General features: G+C 59.6%; 15 protein-coding genes. 7 read left to right on the top strand and 8 right to left on the bottom strand.

What is annotated here, in order from left to right:
- Positions 1 to 38: 38 nt before the first annotated feature.
- Positions 39 to 1052 carry an N-acetyl-gamma-glutamyl-phosphate reductase gene (gene argC / locus ROSERS_RS20880; RefSeq protein WP_011958735.1) on the bottom strand — a complete coding sequence of 338 codons (1014 nt, stop codon included), beginning with the start codon at positions 1050 to 1052 and terminating at the stop codon, positions 39 to 41.
- Between the two features lie 515 nt (positions 1053 to 1567).
- On the opposite strand from argC, the gene ROSERS_RS20875 reads away from it, so the two are divergent.
- Positions 1568 to 2386 (top strand): biotin--[acetyl-CoA-carboxylase] ligase, encoded by an 819-nt coding sequence (locus ROSERS_RS20875; protein WP_011958734.1) that lies wholly within the window; start codon positions 1568 to 1570, stop codon positions 2384 to 2386.
- A 148-nt stretch (positions 2387 to 2534) separates the two neighbouring features.
- On the opposite strand, the gene ROSERS_RS20870 is transcribed toward ROSERS_RS20875, so the two are convergent.
- Both ROSERS_RS20870 and ROSERS_RS20865 read right to left on the bottom strand, forming a co-directional pair.
- Positions 2535 to 2894 (bottom strand): hypothetical protein, encoded by a 360-nt coding sequence (locus tag ROSERS_RS20870; protein WP_011958733.1) that lies wholly within the window; start codon positions 2892 to 2894, stop codon positions 2535 to 2537.
- Positions 2895 to 2923: 29 nt separating this feature from the next.
- Positions 2924 to 3613, bottom strand: coding sequence for a response regulator transcription factor (locus tag ROSERS_RS20865; protein ID WP_011958732.1), 690 nt, complete (start codon positions 3611 to 3613; stop codon positions 2924 to 2926).
- A 126-nt stretch (positions 3614 to 3739) separates the two neighbouring features.
- Here ROSERS_RS20865 and ROSERS_RS20860 point away from each other — a divergent pair, with 126 nt between their 5' ends.
- Entirely contained in the window at positions 3740 to 4540 is an 801-nt protein-coding gene (locus tag ROSERS_RS20860) for a TIGR00730 family Rossman fold protein (protein ID WP_011958731.1), read from the top strand.
- Between the two features lie 48 nt (positions 4541 to 4588).
- Here the strand turns inward: ROSERS_RS20860 and ROSERS_RS20855 are convergent, their stop codons facing one another.
- A complete protein-coding gene (locus tag ROSERS_RS20855) occupies positions 4589 to 5290 on the bottom strand; it encodes a hypothetical protein (protein WP_011958730.1) in 702 nt (233 codons plus the stop codon).
- 13 nt (positions 5291 to 5303) lie between these two features.
- Positions 5304 to 6308 (bottom strand): DinB family protein, encoded by a 1005-nt coding sequence (locus ROSERS_RS20850; protein ID WP_232282698.1) that lies wholly within the window; start codon positions 6306 to 6308, stop codon positions 5304 to 5306.
- A gap of 153 nt (positions 6309 to 6461) precedes the next feature.
- Between ROSERS_RS20850 and ROSERS_RS20845 the strand changes: the two genes are divergently transcribed.
- The 5 genes from ROSERS_RS20845 (at position 6462) to ROSERS_RS20825 (ending at position 10521) form a co-directional block, all read left to right on the top strand.
- Complete coding sequence (locus ROSERS_RS20845; RefSeq protein ID WP_011958728.1) at positions 6462 to 7544, top strand: glycosyltransferase; 1083 nt, start codon at positions 6462 to 6464, stop codon at positions 7542 to 7544.
- Positions 7545 to 7761: 217 nt separating this feature from the next.
- A complete protein-coding gene (locus ROSERS_RS20840) occupies positions 7762 to 8388 on the top strand; it encodes a hypothetical protein (RefSeq protein WP_011958727.1) in 627 nt (208 codons plus the stop codon).
- Position 8389: 1 nt separating this feature from the next.
- Complete coding sequence (locus tag ROSERS_RS20835) at positions 8390 to 9112, top strand: YveK family protein (RefSeq protein WP_011958726.1); 723 nt, start codon at positions 8390 to 8392, stop codon at positions 9110 to 9112.
- Between the two features lie 194 nt (positions 9113 to 9306).
- Positions 9307 to 9981, top strand: coding sequence for a CpsD/CapB family tyrosine-protein kinase (locus ROSERS_RS20830; protein WP_011958725.1), 675 nt, complete (start codon positions 9307 to 9309; stop codon positions 9979 to 9981).
- Between the two features lie 156 nt (positions 9982 to 10137).
- On the top strand, positions 10138 to 10521 hold the full coding sequence (locus tag ROSERS_RS20825) for a response regulator (RefSeq protein WP_011958724.1): 384 nt from the start codon (positions 10138 to 10140) through the stop codon (positions 10519 to 10521).
- Positions 10522 to 11180: 659 nt separating this feature from the next.
- Here the strand turns inward: ROSERS_RS20825 and ROSERS_RS20820 are convergent.
- The 3 genes from ROSERS_RS20820 to ROSERS_RS20805 all read right to left on the bottom strand — a co-directional run bounded on the left by ROSERS_RS20820 (position 11181) and on the right by ROSERS_RS20805 (position 17682).
- Entirely contained in the window at positions 11181 to 12530 is a 1350-nt protein-coding gene (locus ROSERS_RS20820) for a hypothetical protein (protein ID WP_049767553.1), read from the bottom strand.
- A gap of 607 nt (positions 12531 to 13137) precedes the next feature.
- Complete coding sequence (locus tag ROSERS_RS20810; RefSeq protein ID WP_011958722.1) at positions 13138 to 16257, bottom strand: histidine kinase N-terminal 7TM domain-containing protein; 3120 nt, start codon at positions 16255 to 16257, stop codon at positions 13138 to 13140.
- 150 nt (positions 16258 to 16407) lie between these two features.
- Entirely contained in the window at positions 16408 to 17682 is a 1275-nt protein-coding gene (locus ROSERS_RS20805) for a cystathionine gamma-synthase family protein (protein ID WP_011958721.1), read from the bottom strand.
- Positions 17683 to 17696: the final 14 nt, after the last annotated feature.

The raw sequence follows: 17696 nt of genomic DNA, 5'->3' as shown, positions 1-17696 counted from the left end.
AGAACCGGGGTCAACGTTCAACGTTCAACGTTCAACGTTCAACCCATCAGCCCGGTCGTCTCCTCCAGATCGAACATCAGGTTCATGTTCTGGATCGCCTGCCCGGCTGCGCCTTTGACCATATTATCCTCGCTGGAGACCACGATGAGCAACCCGGGTCGCGCCAGGGTCAGTGAGATGGCGCAGACGTTGGTATGTGTCGTGTGCGCCAGGGTTGCCAGCGCGCCCGTCGGCAGCACCCGCACGAATGGCTCGTCAGCGTACTGTTCGCAGTACAGCGCCCGCACCCGATCTTCGCTCCAGTCGTCCGGTATGCGCAGGTAGATTGTGCTCAGAATGCCGCGACTCACTGGCAGAAGTTGTGGCGTGAAGACAATCTCCGGCGTTATGCCGCAGGCGATGCGCTGTGCTTCCTGCATCATTTCGCCGACGTGTCGGTGAACCTGACCGATGTTGTACGGCGCAAGGTTTTCGTTCACCTCGACGAAGTGCGTATTCTGTTTCGGCGCGCGGCCCGCTCCCGACACCCCTGACTTGGCATCGACGATGATCAGCGGATCGGTCAACGCGCCCATCATCAGCAGCGGCGCGATACCGAGCAGCACACCGGTCGGATAGCAGCCAGGATTGGCGATTAGCGGCGCGTTGCGCAGAGCGGCGCGATTGAGTTCCGGCAGACCATAAGGCGCTGGCAGCAACTCAGGCGCCGGGTGTTCATGCCCATACCAGCGCCGGTACGCTTCAGGCGTCGTCAGGCGAAAGTCGGCGGAGAAATCGATGACCCGCACCCCGGCGGCGCGTGCGCGTCGCGCCATCTTCCCGGCAGCGCCATGCGGTAGCGCAAGGAAAACCAGATCGACATCCGCCAGCGGCGCTTCATCGGGTGCAATCAATGGCGCGTCGAGCGGACCCGGCACAACATCGGCGAGCGACGCCCCGGCTGACGACTCGGACGCTGTGAACACCACGCGCGCTTCTGGATGGCGTCGCAGCCATCGCAGCAATTCGTAACCGGCATACCCGGTGGCGCCAAAAACACCGACGCGAATCATGCACCCTCCAAAGAAAAGCCCTTCGGACTGGTTTGTGTGTCCGAAGGGTGTATCATCACGCTGACGCTGTTTGCCCGATGCATTCGTGTGCTGCGCACGCGCGGCTAACCCTCCAGACCGGTGCATCCCGGACGACGGAAGCGACGCAATGTGCGCAGACTGTCAGGCATCTGATTCATAGCGAGGGTAATCATAGCGCCGATTATACGGGTTGTCAAGTAGTTCTTATTGTATCTCCCAGGGCGATTACATTGATTGCGCTGGAGCGCCAGATAGGGTAATGCCGCACTCAATGACACCTCCTTCGAACGTGTGCTCGGAATGGAAGATGCAATCGCCCTCATTGCCCTGGTTGCATAGCCCGATCGCATCCATTCAAAGGACCACACACTACGCGGTTGCGAACAACGGGCATCCAGTCCCCATTGACGTTGCGCAACGACAGGAGTCGCCGCGTATCCCGAATTGTACGTATGATATACTGGCAACTATTCTGGTGAAGGACAGAATGACGTATGGATGCGCTTCCCGAAGATCTTGATCTGATCACTCTCCGCCGCCGTATTGCAACCCGCATCATCGGCAATGTGCTGATGCGCTACGAGCGTGTCGCGTCAACAAACGACATCGCCAGAGAACGCGCGCGTAGCGGCGCTGCCGAAGGATTGATTGTTCTGGCGGAAGAACAATCGGCAGGGCGCGGGCGCCTGGGACGCAACTGGGTGGCATCTTACGGCGATGCGCTGCTGATGTCGGTGCTGCTGCGACCGGTGTGGCTGCCGCCTGGCGAAGCGTTTACCCTCACGATGCTGGCAGGTGTTGCGTTGTGTGAAGCAGTTGAGCAGGTTGCGGCGGTGCGCGCGCAGTTGAAATGGCCCAACGATCTCCTCCTGTTTGCCAATGGCGCATGGCGCAAAGGCGCCGGTATCCTGACCGAGATCAGCGTTGCCGGTGATGCTATCGAATGGGCGATCATCGGCATTGGACTGAACGTCAATCAGGCTCCAACCGGCGCTGTCAATGGGCGCAATCTCCAGCAGACGGCGACAAGTGTGAGCGCGGCGGCCGGTCAGCGTATTTCCCGCACTGCATTGCTGGAAACGCTGCTGACGAGCCTTGATGAACGCTACGCGCTCCTGCGATCAGGGGAGCGTGCGACACTGTTTGCCGACTGGCGCGCGCGTCTGGCGTACCTGGGAGAAACGGTGACGGTGACCCTGCCCAACGGCGAGTTGCGTGGCATTGCAGAGGACGTGGCAGCAGATGGCACATTGCTGCTGCGTGATGCTGCTGGCGTCCTCCATACGATTCACACCGGCGATGTGGGATTTTGAGCGCAAAACACCGGTTCTCCCTGGACGCACCTGTGGGAACAGCATGAACGATTGAAACGCCTGCTGCTGCTGCGGGTGCAGCCCTGACGAGAATCAATGAGGAGACAATCGCTCCGCAATCCTGGCGCTGTTTCCCCTATCGCCGTGATCATTCACCGGCGGCGCAACCGTTGCCTGCGGGATGCGCACCGCTGGAAGATGCGTCGGCACGGCGGCGATAGCGGTTCGTGCCGGGTACCGGCTCCATCACAACCCTCGGTCGTGGCTCGAAGAGGGTGTCGAGCGCCTCGCGGATCGTCAGATGATCGTGGGTCAGGGCATAGACTCTGGCGATCCGCAGCGCAGTTCGCTTGCTGGTCCGCTTCGTGCGCAAGACGCGCATATACGTGGCGTAGGGCAGACCAGCAAGCCGGCAAAACTCAACCGGCGTCGGAGCGACGGTTGCGATCCGCTCTGCAAAATCGGGACGCGGCGCATAGGTTTGTGCGAGTTCGTATGGGTATGGCATGGTTCCCACGCGCTCCTGATCAATGAAGACTAGCGATCCTGCACAACGAATTTATAGCCGAGGTTGCGTACAGTGATGATATAACGCGGCGCATCGATATCGGGTTCGATCTTGGCGCGCAATCGACGAATATAGACGGCGACCAGATTGCTTTCGCCTTCGTAGTCGTACCCCCATACCTTGCTGAGAATCTGACTGGCGCTCAACACGCGCCCGGTGTTCTGCATCAGGTAGTAGAGCAAACGAAACTCGATCGGGGTAAGGACGACGCTCCGCCCATCTTCAAACAGCACGGTATGTTCGATTGGATCGAGCGTCAACGGACCCTGCGAAATGCGCGTCACCGGGTTGACCAGGTCGCTGTTGCGTCGGCGCAACACTGCTTCGACGCGCGCCAGCAGTTCCGCCGGCTCGAAGGGCTTCACCAGATAATCGTCACCGCCGATCTGCAACCCGGTCACGCGATCCTGTAATTGACCGCTGCCGGTGACAAAAATGATCGGAACGTCCGATATGCGACGGATCTGGCGGCAGATGTCGAAGCCGCTCACCTTCGGCATACCCACATCGAGCAGCACCAGGTCGAGGGAACGCTGTTCCACCGCCTGCAACACGCCAGTGGCGTCGTATGCCTTAATGACCTTGTACCCGGCGTCTTCGAGCAGAAAGGACGTCAGTTTGACGCTCGCCAGATCATCGTCAGCCACCAGGATCTCCATCGGTTTCTCCCTTCCATTGTGCAATAATGGTCTCCCCAAATGAATAATCGCCGTATCGCGGTTCAGTATACGGCGGTCTATTACCAAAACATTACAAAGGATTCATAATCCAGGGAGCACCATACCATGGACGACGCAACAAAGGACGATGCAACCAGGGGGCGGACACGACGCAATAAACGGCAAACCGAAGATGAGCGTTTGCTGGCGCGTCCCCGCGCCAACACCGATTTCCTCAGCACCGACACCTGGCGGGTGCTGCGGATTATGGGGGAGTTTGTCGATGGCTTCGAGATGCTGGCGGATGTCGGTCCGGCGGTCACGATTTTCGGATCGGCGCGCGTCGGCGTTGATGACCCGATGTATCAGGCGGCAGTGGACGTGGCGCGGGCGCTCGGCGAGGCGGGTTTTGCGATTATTACCGGCGGCGGACCCGGCATTATGGAGGCGGGCAACCGTGGCGCGCGCGAAGCGGGAGCGCGGTCGGTCGGTCTCAATATCGAACTCCCCTTTGAACAACATCTCAATCCGTATGTCGATACATCGGTGACGTTCCGCTATTTTTTCGTGCGCAAGATGATGCTGGTCAAGTATGCTCAGGCGTTCGTGATCTTCCCTGGCGGATTCGGCACGCTCGATGAGTTGTTCGAGGCGTTGACGCTGGTGCAAACCGGGAAGGTGCGCAACTTTCCGATCATTTTGTTCAACAGCACGTACTGGAACGGGCTGCTGAACTGGATGCGCGAAACGGTGCTCCCGGCGCGCAAGATCGCCGCTGCCGACATCGATCTGTTGATTGTCAGCGACTCGGTCGATGAGGTGCGTGACCTGATTGTACGTTCGGCGTATGATACGCAGTGGCGCAGCGGCACAGAGGCGGCGGCGCATGAAGTGACCCGTCGCGTCCTCGGACGACGATCAGAGTAGCGGGACGGGCGCTCCTGCCGCTCCACGTGATCCGGGCGCCGCGGGCGGTCATTTCGCTTCTGCCTGCTTCTCCAGGGTGAGCAAGATGCCCAACCCGGCGTATATTTCCTGTGCCAGCGCCCAGGCTTTGGTTTCGATCACCAGGCAGTCGTCCAGTGTGTCGATCGCCATCTCGCGCAGCAGACGACGGTGTGGCGGCGGCAGCGGGTGCGCCGGAAGCACGATGCGTTCCCCGTCGCGTCGCGCCGTCAGGCGCGCCGGGGTCGCCCTGGCATACCCGTGTAGCAGCGCTTCAGTCTCGTCGATGGTGCGCAGCGTCGCGCCAGCGGCAACCAGCGCATAACGCGGGACGCCGCGCCCGCGCCGCCTCCGGATCACCTGTCCCTGGCGAATGACGCAACCGGCAATCCCGTCGCGCATCTCGACAGGGACAGGGGTCCAGTCGAGGTGTTGCGGATCGAACACGCTCCAGCGTTCGTCGTCCGGCAGTGGAAGCCAGAACGAAGATCCTGTTGGAAGCGGCGCCGGAAGCGGCGGAAGGCGACGGATGCGATCTTCAAGCGTCAGGACGCGAAATCCGCGCCCGCGCAACCGCGCCAGCAATCCCTCGCGGCGCCACGAGCGCAGCGTAAAGAATTGACCTTCCAGATCGCCCTCACGTTTCAGGATGGTATTTGCACGCGGGTCGCGCACGATAAACCGTCCCGGTGCAATCTCCTCGATATCGTATGGCTTGCCTTCACGTTCCATAGAACTGAGATGCTCACTCTCCTTCGTGCGAGCCGGTCACAACGATATCGGTCACTTCCGCTTCGCAATAGCGCCGATCGGCGGCGATCAGGTTATGACGGATCTGCGCCATTTCAACGAGATACGCACGTTCGTGCGATATAAGCCAGTTCGCCTGATGCAACAGATTGATCACTCCATACACCTCGTGGTCCCCTTCCCGATGCCACGCCGCGCTGGTCAATCCGCGCAGCAGGTTCAGGGTTTGCGCCCGCGTTGCGTGATAGGCTTCCATCACCCGGTCAATCGGTTGGTCACGATACACATCCGCCGATTCCAGGGTTGGAGGATGCGCTGGCGGAAGAACCGGTCGCACGGTCTCGAGCAGCAACCAGGCGCGCTGACGAAAGATTGCGTCCATATCGGCAAGATGCCCGATCACCTCTTTCAACGACGGTGTGGTTTCATTCAGGCGCCGGGAGAGCATCTCCTCGTCCAGCCCTGCCACCAGCGTTCGGATCGCCTCCTCCGTATGTTCCAGAAAGGTCATAATTGCGTGCGGACCAAGCGTTCCCATTGCTTCGATGGCGCGGAACGCTTTGTGCGCTTCAGGAACTGTGCCACAGCGCGGACACGCGCCTTCGAGCGCACCTTCGCGGATCTCGCCGCACGTGGTGCAGACGAAGAGATCACCCAGTTCGCCGGCGCGCAGATCGCGCCCTTCAGCCACGGCGCGCTGCGCCCGCGCCAGCAGTTCCCGCGCAAACGGCGTCACGCCGGTGATCCGGTCGGCAGGAATGTCGCCGATGCCTGCACCGGAAAAAGCGCTGGCAACATTCTCCGCCGTCGAACGCACAAGCCCCAGACGGCGGAAGGCGTTCCCGGCGCGCGCCAGACGCGCAGCGCTCAACGCCTCGAACAGACGCGCAATGTTGAAACAGCGATCCCGACGCGCCTGTTCCGCCCAGAGATGGTATGCGGCATGTCCCATGCTCGCAAGAGCGAACATCCGGGCAGCATCATTGGGAGTGTCGCTCATAGCACCAATCCGTATGTCTGGTGAAAACTCAACAATATCCATAGAAGCATCATACCACCATCCGCCGCCTGTCATCCCGACCGCAGGGATCGCACAGAGCAACTCTCTGTCGCATATATAATGCACCCTGTTGAGAAAAGCGAAAGATGAACCATGCGCGTTGCGATTATTCACGATTACCTGAACCAGTACGGCGGCGCCGAACGGGTACTTGAGGCGCTGCACGACCTGTTTCCCGAAGCGCCGGTGTATACGTCGATCTACGATCCCGCTGCGATGCCCGACGTCTACCGCACGTGGGATATTCGTCCGTCGTGGATGCAGCGTCTCCCCGCCTGGCGTCGCCTGTTTCGCGCGTATGTCCTGCTCTATCCGCTGGCGTTCGAGAGTTTTGACCTGAGCGCTTATGATCTTCTGATCAGCAGCAGCAGCGCCTTTGCCAAAGGCGTGATCCCGCAGCCGGATGCGATCCATGTGTGCTACTGCCACACACCGATGCGATTCGCCTGGCGCACCCCGGATTACCTGGCGCGCGAAGGATTCGGCGCTGCACGCCGCGCGGCGCTGACCCTGCCGCTTACGCTGCTGCGCCTGTGGGACGTCGTATCGACACAACGGGTGGATGCCTTCATCGCCAACTCGCACGCCGTTGCCCGACGTATCAGGCGCTACTACGGGCGCGAGGCGGTTGTCATTCCGCCGCCGGTCGATCTGCCGCCATTTTGCGACACGCCGCCTGGCGCTTACTTCCTGGCGGGTGGACGCTTGATCCCGTATAAACGGCTCGATCTTGCAGTTCAGGCATTCACGCGGCTGGGTTTGCCGCTCAAAATCTTTGGCGATGGGCGTGATCGCCCGCGCTTGCAGGCAATGGCGGGACCGAATATCACATTTTTGGGGCGCGTGAGCGAAGCAGAACGACGTGCGTTGTTCAGCGGTTGCCGCGCCTTCGTCTTTCCGGGTGAGGAAGATTTTGGCATTGCACCGCTTGAAGCGATGGCTGCCGGTCGTCCGGTGATTGCCTACGCCGCCGGAGGTGCGCTGGAAACGATGATTGAGGGAATAACTGGTCGTTTCTTCCGTGAACACACAGTCGAGGCGCTGATGGACGCAGTCGCCGCGATGCTGACGGAACGCCACGACCCACACGCCATCCGGCGCCACGCCGAGCGCTTCGGAAAGGAAGCGTTTCTTGCGCGAATGCGGTCGTTCGTTGCAGAGGCATATAACCGTTGAAGGTTGAAGGTTGAAGGTTGGGGGTTGAAGGTTGGAGGTTGAAGGTTGAAGGTTGGGGGTTGAAGGTTGTAAGGTTGAAGGTTGAAGGTTGTAAGGTTGAAGGTTGAAGGTTGAAGGTTGAAGGTTGAAGGTTGAACCCGGTTCTCGGTTCCTGGTTCTCGGTTCTTGGTTCTCAGTTCTTGGTTCTCGGTTCCTGGTTCCCGGTTCCCGGTTCTCTATGCCTGTTGCAACCTACATCTCCATTCTGCGGCATCGCTGGTTGCTGGTTCTCACTCCGGCGATCATCGCATCAGTGATCAGCCTGGGCGTGGCGTTTATCGAACCGCCGCGCTACCGGTCGTCCGCCGATCTCCTGATCACGCGCAGTGAGGATCGCCGTTTTGACACCGAAGACGCTCTGGCGTATGATCTACCTGCAATCATTAAGGGTGTGCCGTTCAGCATCGAGATCAGTAGCGCGTTAGCGCGCGCCGGTATCGTACTTTCGCCGGAACAGGCGCGCGCGGCGCTGGGTGCATCAAACCGGCGGCGTGTGGTGCAGATATGGGCGGAAACCGGGGATCCGGCGCTGTCGGAAGCACTGACCGTAGCAGCGGTCGAAGTGGTGCAGCGACGTGGACTGGCGCTGTGGGGCGATCCCTCGGCGACACCCGAACGCACCCTGGTCAACGTGGTTGTGCTCGAACCGCCCGGTCCGGCAGTGCGAACCAATGACTGGCGTGCAGGCGTCGTCTCGGCGGCATTGCGCGGATTGGCCGGGCTGGCAGTTGGCGCTCTGATCGCTCTCGGCGCGTACTGGCGGGAAATCGCGCACGCCTCGTCAGACCGGGCAACAGGAGGATGACATGCAATTGTCTGATTATCTTGCCGTGCTGCGGCGTCGCTGGTGGGTTATCCTGCTGACGATGGTGGTGGCAGTGGCAAGCGCGCTGATATTCAGTCGCCTCCAGGAGCGCATCTACCGCTCAGAGGCGAGTTACCTGGTCGTGCCAAACCGGATCGACAATGGGCTATCGATTGTGCTCCAGAACAGTATGAGCAGTTTCCGCGAGATGGCGCTGGCGCGACCGCAGTTGCAGAAGATCAGCGACGAACTCAAACTCGACCGGACGCCCGAATGGTTGCTGAAGCGTGTTGCGATCCAGCCGCGCCCGGACGAACGCAAGATGATTGTGCAGGTCGACTACCCCGATCCGGCAACGGCGCAGCGACTGGCGGACGCGATCGGCAACAATATGGTTGCGCTGGTCAGCGCACGGAACAACTTTCTTGAAGGAACGGATCGGATCAGCATGACGGTTCTGGAACCGGCAACGCCGCCGGTGCTCCACCGCCCGCAGACGCGCGTCAATATGCTTGCTGGCGCAGTGCTTGGTCTGGTGCTCGGCGTGCTGCTGGCATTTGTGCTGGAGGCGCTCGACGACACCATCAAAACGCCGTCTGATGTCGAACGGTATGTTCAACTGGCGACGCTCGGCGCTATTCCTGCAGTGAGCAGCGACTCCAGAGGAGCGACATTCACGGCGAGACGTGCGCGCAAAAATGAAGAGTTGGAAGTTGTTCCGTAGCAACAACGATTGCGTGCCGCAAGGATCGGCGTGCATTGTCGGTCTGACAGCGCAGCACTATGCGATGAGCGTTGTGGAAGCCAGGTTTCGTATGTTGCCCACATCAACGGGGCAAGACACAACGCAAGAAAGCGCTCAGGTTTCGGAAGAACGCCGCGTGCCCGGCGCACAGGCGACTGAAGTGCAGTGAACAGATGAATCACACCAACGGATACGCCGACTCTCCGCTGATCGCGCTGCGCGACCCGCGTTCGCCCGCAGCCGAAGCATATCGGACGCTGCGCACCAACATCCAGTTTTCCAGCCTCGACAAGCCGCTGCAAACCCTGCTGGCGACGAGTACTGCACCCGATGAAGGGAAATCGACTACGCTGGCGAACCTGGCGGTAACGATTGCTCAGGCGGAACAGCGGGTTATTCTGGTAGACTGCGATCTGCGCCGACCCTCGCTCCACACCCTGTTTGGGCTATCGAACGACATCGGGCTGACCAATATGATCCTGGCGCACAATGATGCGCCGCCGCCGCTCCAGGAAACAGGGGTGCCCGGGTTGAGCCTGCTGGCAAGCGGTCCTCTCCCGCCGCGCCCCGCCGATATCCTCGGATCACGTCGGATGGAAGCAATCATCCAGCGGTTGCGCGGGATGGCCGATATGGTCCTTTTCGACACACCGCCGGTCATCGCAGTCACCGATGCCGCTGTTTTGGCGACACGCGTCGATGGCGTGCTGCTGGTGCTCGAAGCCGGACGCACGCGCCGCGACCGGGCGCGACGGGCGCGGGAGATATTGGAGAAGGTCAAAGCCAACATTATTGGCGTGGTGTTGAACAGTGCGCGGTTTGACGGCGAATACGGCTACTATGCATGAGCCATACGGTTTCGGCATATTGCCCGACTCCGCGCCCTGTGATACAATAGCCGTACTGTCAATCGTGTGCGCCAGTTGTGAGACGAGAGTCGTTCGCGGTCGTGTTTTCGGCAGACTGGCGTTGCAATCCTGACGCAGAGCGATGGAGATCGCACCATGCCTGATTATTCAATCCGAAATCCGGCAGTTGTTCTGGTGGAGGATGAGCCTGATATTCTTATCATCCTTCATCGCCTGATGCGCGATCTCACCGGAGGATATGATATTGTAACGGTCAGCAGCGGCGCCGAAGCGCTGGCGCAAATCGCGCTGCGTCCGGTGCCCCTGGTTATCACCGACTATAATATGCCGGGGATGAATGGGTTGCAGTTAACCACTGCGATCAAAGAAACATCTCCCGATACGCGCGTCGTGCTCATTACGGCATACGCCACCCCCGAACTGGAGAAGCGCGCCCGTGAGCAGCGCGTCGATTATTACCTGCCCAAGCCCTTTCCCCTCGACCGGCTCGAACAGATTGTGCGCGACGTGCTGCACTGAGCGTCTGCTCGACGATCAGATGGCAGCGCATCGTTGCGAGCTCAGCAGTCTGATATGTTCACGTTGATGAGTTTGAAGAATTATAGCAGTTCTCATAGAGATTGAACCTCCTCGAACAAACACAGTCACGCTCACGCTCCCCGTGCGGCGACTGCCTTGCGTGGCGGTTGGAGAGAAGCCATCCGCCATCGTCCTTCGTCAGGCGCGCGACTCCGCTCGTGCGGGCTCAAACCCTCCCTGAGCGCATAGGAAGCCCTTGCGGGGCTGGCGTACCTGCCACCTTTCCCTATGCCGGGGGGCGCCGGGTTGATCCAGCCCGCAGGACCTACCCGACCTCAGCCAGGGCTTATGGTCTTTGAATAAATAATCCGATATAGCCCGCGCAGGCGGGCTTTGCCTTAGATAGCCGAGGGCTTCAGCCCCACGGCTAGCGCGGGATAGCGGAATAAATTCTCAATCTCCATTAAGCAGTTCTCACAGAGGTTCAACCCCGTGGACGAGGTTGAACTTTCCTGGAATCGCGCTCCCCACACGGTGACCGAAATGAATTTCGGTCTACGCTCTGCCGGAAGCGGGCGCCTCGCGCAACACGGCGGACCTGGACGATGGTCAACGTAATATATTGTTCTACGTTTCCGGTTCTCTCACCCGCTGCCGCCTCACCGCCGTTTGCGCTCCGCCAGGTAACTCTGGATCGCCAGGAACGAGGGGCGTGGACTCCAGTCGGGGTTCAGGATGCCAAACGACGCCTGCTCGTGATCCGGATTGCCCTGCGCTCCCCAGAGTACTGCGAAGTTCATATTCCACAGAAATGCAACCCCCACCCACGGCTTGCCGTCCGGCGCGCGATAGAGTTCATCGATGCGCTTCATTGCAGTAATGATATAGTCGCGCTGTTGTTCAAGCGATACATAGTTGCCGAACTCATAGCCGGGAGTATTGTTCGGCGTCGCCCATCCGAATTCGGTAATCCAGATTTGATGATCGCCAACCCCCTCCTCGACCATAAACTTGCGCACATTCTCGACATGGCGGAAGTAGTGCGTCGGATGGTCGTTCCAGCAGCGATCTGGCGCCGGTTTGCATCCCTGGATGTAACTCGGCTTTTCGGGCCAGAGGGTGTCGGGCGGATTGGCGGCGCCGCCGGGATGCACTGCCTGGGCATCGAAATAGTCCTTGATCAGCCCGCCTTTATATTCATACATCGCCCGGTAGTAACGCTCGTCGGAGACTGCCAGCGACGGCTCGTCAACGCCGCTTGACGAGGGTGCGCCCGACAGCACAAAAATGCGCGGCTCGACTGCTTTGATCCGCTTGTAGCATTCGACCAGGATTTCGACATAATGCCCGGCATCCTCGACAGTCACGCGGCCGCCGTTTTCGACCGCCAGATTCTGTTCGTTCCAGATCTCGATCGCCTTGATCTTTGTGCCATACCGTCGAACCATTGCCTCGACGAAGTTCCCCATAGTCACCGGATCACGCGGCAAGCCGTTCGTCGGATTGTAGAACGATGGCGCCTTGACGATGCTGATCAGCAGATTGAGGTTTCGCGCGGCAACGTCGTCGACGATGTTGTCGAGTTCGCCCCACTTGTAATCGCCCGGTTCCGGTCCTTCGATGTCCTTCCACTGGATCTGCTGGCGCACCCAGGTATACCCGGCAATTTCGGTGAGCGTCAACACCCGCTCACGATCGGTGTAGTAGAGGTGCGCCACGACTCCGTGTTCCGGCTGCGGCAAGCGGAGCGGGAATGTCAACTCAACCGGCGCTGCCGTGGGCGATGGAGGAACAGGCGTCGGCGCTGGATTATCTGAGGTTGCGGTGGGCACTGGAGAGATAGGATTGACCGTCGCCGCCACAGGCGGCAACGTTGGCGCATTGATAACCGCGGTCGGCAGCGTGGTTCCCTGTGATGCAGGCGCGCCGCCGCACGCGGCGAAGAGTGGCGTCAGCACGCCGAGCAGCGCAATAAGCGCTACCTGACGCCAGGAGAGAGGAATCTTCACTGCTTTGCTCCTTCGATCCAGACGAAAGACTGCCATTGAGCATCCTGCTGACTGTGCCGGCAACGGTGTCAGCAGACCGCCACTATTATAGTCGAGCGTGAGACATTTACCGATAGAAGCTGGCTGATACACGTGTGATTCATTGCTTGAGTCGTTCTGGAATGTTCCTGGCGCGCTGGAACAGCGCGCGTCTCTGCATCGCCTGGGTGAATGGGCGTCTCGCCCGCATGCAGCGATGCGACCGTGTCATGGGGGTGAGGGTATCGAATTTGGGAAGCCTCTGCGATCCTTCTCTCGTTTCAGTTATCAGGAAGCCCAAAATCCCCCTTCTCCCCTTGTGGGAGAAGGGGGTTGGGGGGATGAGGGGCAAAAACGCGCGAGAATGCAGAAAACCGCTCATCTCTTCCAGGAACTTCACCCTTGAGAGCCCACGCGGGCAGAATGCCCGCGCTCCCAGGTTCACAGCGCCATCCTGGGGATCAGACAAGACGCAGGATACAGGCGTGTCAGGACGAGGACAACCGGTCATGTCTTCACATGAGGTAAGAGACGTTCTCGCTTCCGCACGTATGGGAGCGATGCATCTCCTGAGTGAAACCGAATGCTGTCAGGCGGAAACATGTGTCGCCACCGCGTCGAGCAGGCGGCGCACCTGGGTCAACAGGGTATGGCGGCTGAACGGCTTCTGCAAGAAGGCGATGGTTGGATTGTCGACGCCATCCGGCAGTTGACGCGCATACCCGGACATGAACAAAATACTCGCGCCAGGATAGCGCGTTTGAAACCACGTTGCCAGTTCAACGCCGCTCATGCCGGGCATGACCAGATCGGTCAACAGCAAATGAACAGGTGCGCCAGCCAGCGTGGTAACAACCTGCTGCGCCTCGTGCCCGTTGCCCGCTTCGAACACGGTATAGCCATAATCACGCAGTATCCGCACCGCCAGTTGCCGTACCGTCGGTTCATCTTCGACAACCAGGATTGTTTCCAGTCCTCCTTCCGGTTGGGCATCGCTCTGGCTCTCGTCCACCTGTGTCGTCAGACCAGGAGCATAGGGGAGAAAGACCTCGAACCGACTACCCTCCCCTGGTTCGCTCTCGACGCGGATGAAGCCGGCATACTGCTGGACAATGCCCAGACAGGTCGCCAGACCAAGACCGGTACCCTGACCGGGGGCTTTCGTTGTGAAATACGGCTCAAAAATATGCGCCATGACCTCCGCATCCATGCCGACGCCGGTATCTTCAACCGTAATACAAACAAACGGCGTCTCTGCCGAATCTTCATCCCCGGCAGCCATCTCGGTGACGGATGTGGTGATCGTCAGTGCACCGCCATCCGGCATGGCATCGCGCGCATTGACAATCAGGTTCATCACCACCTGCTCGAATTGATGTGGATCGATAATGATTACGCAGGGATACGGCGCCGGGGCCCACACGAAGCGAATATCCTCGCCGATCAAGCGCCGCACGAGCGGGAGCATCCCTTCAATCACCTCGTTTGCATCAACCGTCTGGGGATGACCGGGCTGACGTCGGGCAAAGGCGAGCAACTGGCGCACCAGATTCGCAGCACGTCTGGCCCCCTGCTGGATCGTCTGCACATCTGCATATGCCGGAGAGTCGGGAGGCATCATTGCCAGCGCCAGGTCGGCGCTACCGCTGATGACCGTCAGGATATTGTTGAAATCGTGGGCGATGCCGCCCGCCAGCCGCCCCACGGACTCCAGACGTTGCGCCTGCATCAACTGCATCTGCAATTGCTCTCGTTCGGCTTCTTCCTGTTTGCGCGCGGTCATGTCGAAGAAGATCGTTGCGAACTGGTCTGGTCCAAGCGGTGAGACTGAGATGAAGAAGTGTTTCTGCATTGGCGCAAAATAAACCTCGAAATGCGCCGGTTGACCGGTCGCCGCCACAGCGCTGAACTCTGCCAGGTAGGGGGGTTCGGATGTGCCGTAGACGTCGGTTGCAAGGCGATGGACGACATCATCGCGGCGCAGATTGAGGATGCGCTCGTACTGATGGTTGACATCGATGATCTCATAATTGATGGCCCTGCCGCGCTCATCGTAGATCAGCCGGTGCAGCGCCACCCCTTCCAGCATATTGTCGAATAGCGAACGGAAGTACTGCTCACGCTGGCGAAGCGCCATTTCGGTGCGCTGGCGATGAATGGCACTGGCGATTAACTGGCCGGTCAACTGAAACGCCTCTATTGCGGCTTCAGAGAGCTCATATGCGTAGCTCATTGTGTCAAAGCCGATCCACCCGATGAACGTTGCACCAACAAACAGCGGAATAGCCGCCATCGTTTTGAGTTGGAGTGTATGGAGTGCCTGTCGCAGCACCTCATACTCAGGTGTTTCGGGAATATCGGCATACTGAAGCGCAACAACTTCGCCCCGCCGCAACTGTTCGACCCAGCGGGCGAACTTCGACAGGACAACCGGTTGCAACCGTTCATCGCTGTATGTCGCCGCCGGATGCAGCCACTCATAGGCAATGGTCGCGCGGTCGCCCTCTGGCGTAATCAGGGCGATATAACTGCGCTCGACGCCGGTGAAGACAGCGACTTTCTGCAGCATGGCGACGATCTGTTCGTCGATCTGCGTCACTTCGCAGCGCACGAAATCGTTGGCGGCGTGCTGGATCAACTGAATGAACCGCAACCGATCGCGGAGCAACGCCTGATTGCGCTTGCGCTGCGTGATATTGCGCCAGATCAGGAGCCGCCCGTTGATCCTGCCGCCGTCACCGACAAGCGGGCTGATTTTGACCTCGAAGAGCTGCCGGGTTGATCGGTCATATTCGACCTCTAACACCTGTTCGACCGGCTCGCGGCACGCCTGCTTCAGCACGGGCCACGGCGCCAGCAGCGTCTCGATCCGTTGACCGAAGAGTGAACTGCCATCAGGAGCGAAGAGGTGCTGCGCCGTCGGGTTCAGATCGATGATCCGGTTGCGCGCATTGACAACGATGACCGCATCGCTCATCATCTCGACAACATGCTCACGCGCAATCGGCGCCAGCGAAAAGAGCCGATAGCGAAACATACCCCACATAATCGCCAGCCCTGAACATGCAACAGCAAGCGGAGTGATGTCCAGCAGTATGAAGGGATGGAGTTCGAAGAGTTGCAGCAGATTGGCGATCCATGGCGCGAATGTGCTGATAGCAACCATGACGGAGCGTCCGCCCTGCAACGGCGACGTATCACGGGCTGCACGCCAGAACAGAACAGCGCCAAGTGCTATCGAGATGTAGCAATACAGAGCAAACACCCATAGCCACGCACCAGGCGTAACGCTGAGGAGCACAAGCGGTCCTTCGTTCACCAGTGTGACCTGCTGATAGTACAGACCATGGGCGCTATTCGTCCAGTTGAGCGCAATCGTGGCTATCGGAATGATGTACCAGGGTGCGCCACGCCAGCGCAGGAGCCATGTTGCGCGTTGAGTGTAGGCGATAATGAAGCGCAGGTAGAGAATGGGCAGAAATGCGACGCCAAGATACGCAATGCCGTTCCAGACCATTTTGATCGCCAGCGACGTGCTGACCAGTTCCAGACCATACGCCAGCGTCCAGATAATGGCCGCTGCCATCAGCGCCACCAGTTGCATCGCCCCGGCAGTCATGCGCTGACGCCAGGCGTACAGCGCAACTGCGGCTTCGATCAGGGCTGCGACAATGAGAAGCGAAACAAAAACCGGCAGCAACCAGACCATCGATGACCCCCAAACACAACAGGCCAAGACATTTGCCATTTCAGGCAAATATCTTGACCGCGTAGTCAGCGTACTGATCGCAGACCAGGCGATCAGCCGCTATTACACCTGATTGTATCACCAATACATAACCGGTGTGCACGTGACCATTTACACTGCCTCCAGCGCCTGCGCCAGATCAGCAATCAGGTCGTCTGGATGCTCGACGCCAACCGAGAGGCGGATCATTGCCGGGGTGATTCCCAGTTCCAGTCGCTCTTCCGGATCGACATCGGCGTGGGTCATTGTTGCCGGATGCTCTGCAAGCGACTCAGTGCCTCCCAGACTGACTGCCAGACGGATCAGTTTGAGCGCGTTCAGCAGTCGAAACGCCTCTGCTTCGCCACCGACGACCTCGAACGAGATCATACCGCCCGGAGCGCTGCACTGACGCTGGTACACCGCGTACTGCGGGTCGTCCCCGGTCAGATTGCCCAGGTAATAGACACGCGCCACCTTTGGATGGTCGGTCAGGAATGCGGCTACATGGCGTGCGGTTTTCATCTGCGCGGTCATGCGCAACTTGAGTGTTTCCAGGCTGCGCAGCAACAACCAGCCGGTATGCGGTCCGGCCATGGTGCCGAAGATGGTGCGCAGCACTTTGACCTGCGCCAGCAATTCGCGGCTTCCCAGGCAGACGCCGGCAATGACATCGCTGTGCCCGCCGATGTATTTGGTGGCGGAATAGAGCACCAGGTCGGCGCCGTACCTGAGTGGTTGTTGCCAGAGCGGACCCAGGAAGGTGTTATCCACGGCGGTGAGGATGCGGCGTGCACTGCTCAGTTGCCGCGCCAGCGCAGCGAAAGCAGCAATATCGACCAAGTCGTTCGTCGGGTTGGCGGGCGTTTCGATGAAGATCAGCGCCAGGCGTTCGATAAGCCCGAGGCGACGAAGGTGGAGTTCCACCTGTTCCGGCGGCGTACCGGCGCGAAATCCAACCACGCGGATGCCAAACTGCGGCAGAATGTGTTTGAAGAGGAAATCAGTGCCGCCGTACACCGGCTCGCTGTGGAGCAACACATCACCCGGACGCAGAAAGGTCAGCAGCGTGGTGGTGATCGCTGCCATGCCGCTGGCGAAGACTGCCGCAGCTTCTGCGTCGTCCCACAGGGTCAGGCGGTCTTCGAGAATTTCGAGATCGGGGTTGTTGAGGCGACTGTAGATCAGCCCCATCTGCTCCCCATCGCGTTGTGACCGCAGACCATACGCCAGTTCAAAGAACGCTTTGCCCTCTTCGGCAGACGTGAAGATAAATGTCGAGGTCTGGAAGATCGGGATCTTGGCGGCGCCTTCTGACCATTCGGGTCGGTAGCCATAACTCATCATCAGGCTTTCAGGGTGCAGCGGTCGTCCATTCAGGTATCCTTCCGGTTTGCGCTCTGCCATAGATGCCTCCTTGC

The sequence above is a fragment of the Roseiflexus sp. RS-1 genome, from assembly GCF_000016665.1.
In the GTDB taxonomy this organism is placed as follows: domain Bacteria; phylum Chloroflexota; class Chloroflexia; order Chloroflexales; family Roseiflexaceae; genus Roseiflexus.
Note: the sequence above shows the minus strand (reverse complement) of the source record. Positions and strands in the feature narration are given on the sequence as shown.

Coding starts and splice junctions, on each gene's coding strand:
- argC (WP_011958735.1), bottom strand. CDS start 1,052: ATGATTCGCGTCGGTGTTTTTGGCGCCACCGGGTATGCCGGTTACGAA.
- ROSERS_RS20875 (WP_011958734.1), top strand. CDS start 1,568: ATGGATGCGCTTCCCGAAGATCTTGATCTGATCACTCTCCGCCGCCGT.
- ROSERS_RS20870 (WP_011958733.1), bottom strand. CDS start 2,894: ATGCCATACCCATACGAACTCGCACAAACCTATGCGCCGCGTCCCGAT.
- ROSERS_RS20865 (WP_011958732.1), bottom strand. CDS start 3,613: ATGGAGATCCTGGTGGCTGACGATGATCTGGCGAGCGTCAAACTGACG.
- ROSERS_RS20860 (WP_011958731.1), top strand. CDS start 3,740: ATGGACGACGCAACAAAGGACGATGCAACCAGGGGGCGGACACGACGC.
- ROSERS_RS20855 (WP_011958730.1), bottom strand. CDS start 5,290: ATGGAACGTGAAGGCAAGCCATACGATATCGAGGAGATTGCACCGGGA.
- ROSERS_RS20850 (WP_232282698.1), bottom strand. CDS start 6,308: ATGAGCGACACTCCCAATGATGCTGCCCGGATGTTCGCTCTTGCGAGC.
- ROSERS_RS20845 (WP_011958728.1), top strand. CDS start 6,462: ATGCGCGTTGCGATTATTCACGATTACCTGAACCAGTACGGCGGCGCC.
- ROSERS_RS20840 (WP_011958727.1), top strand. CDS start 7,762: ATGCCTGTTGCAACCTACATCTCCATTCTGCGGCATCGCTGGTTGCTG.
- ROSERS_RS20835 (WP_011958726.1), top strand. CDS start 8,390: ATGCAATTGTCTGATTATCTTGCCGTGCTGCGGCGTCGCTGGTGGGTT.
- ROSERS_RS20830 (WP_011958725.1), top strand. CDS start 9,307: ATGAATCACACCAACGGATACGCCGACTCTCCGCTGATCGCGCTGCGC.
- ROSERS_RS20825 (WP_011958724.1), top strand. CDS start 10,138: ATGCCTGATTATTCAATCCGAAATCCGGCAGTTGTTCTGGTGGAGGAT.
- ROSERS_RS20810 (WP_011958722.1), bottom strand. CDS start 16,257: ATGGTCTGGTTGCTGCCGGTTTTTGTTTCGCTTCTCATTGTCGCAGCC.
- ROSERS_RS20805 (WP_011958721.1), bottom strand. CDS start 17,682: ATGGCAGAGCGCAAACCGGAAGGATACCTGAATGGACGACCGCTGCAC.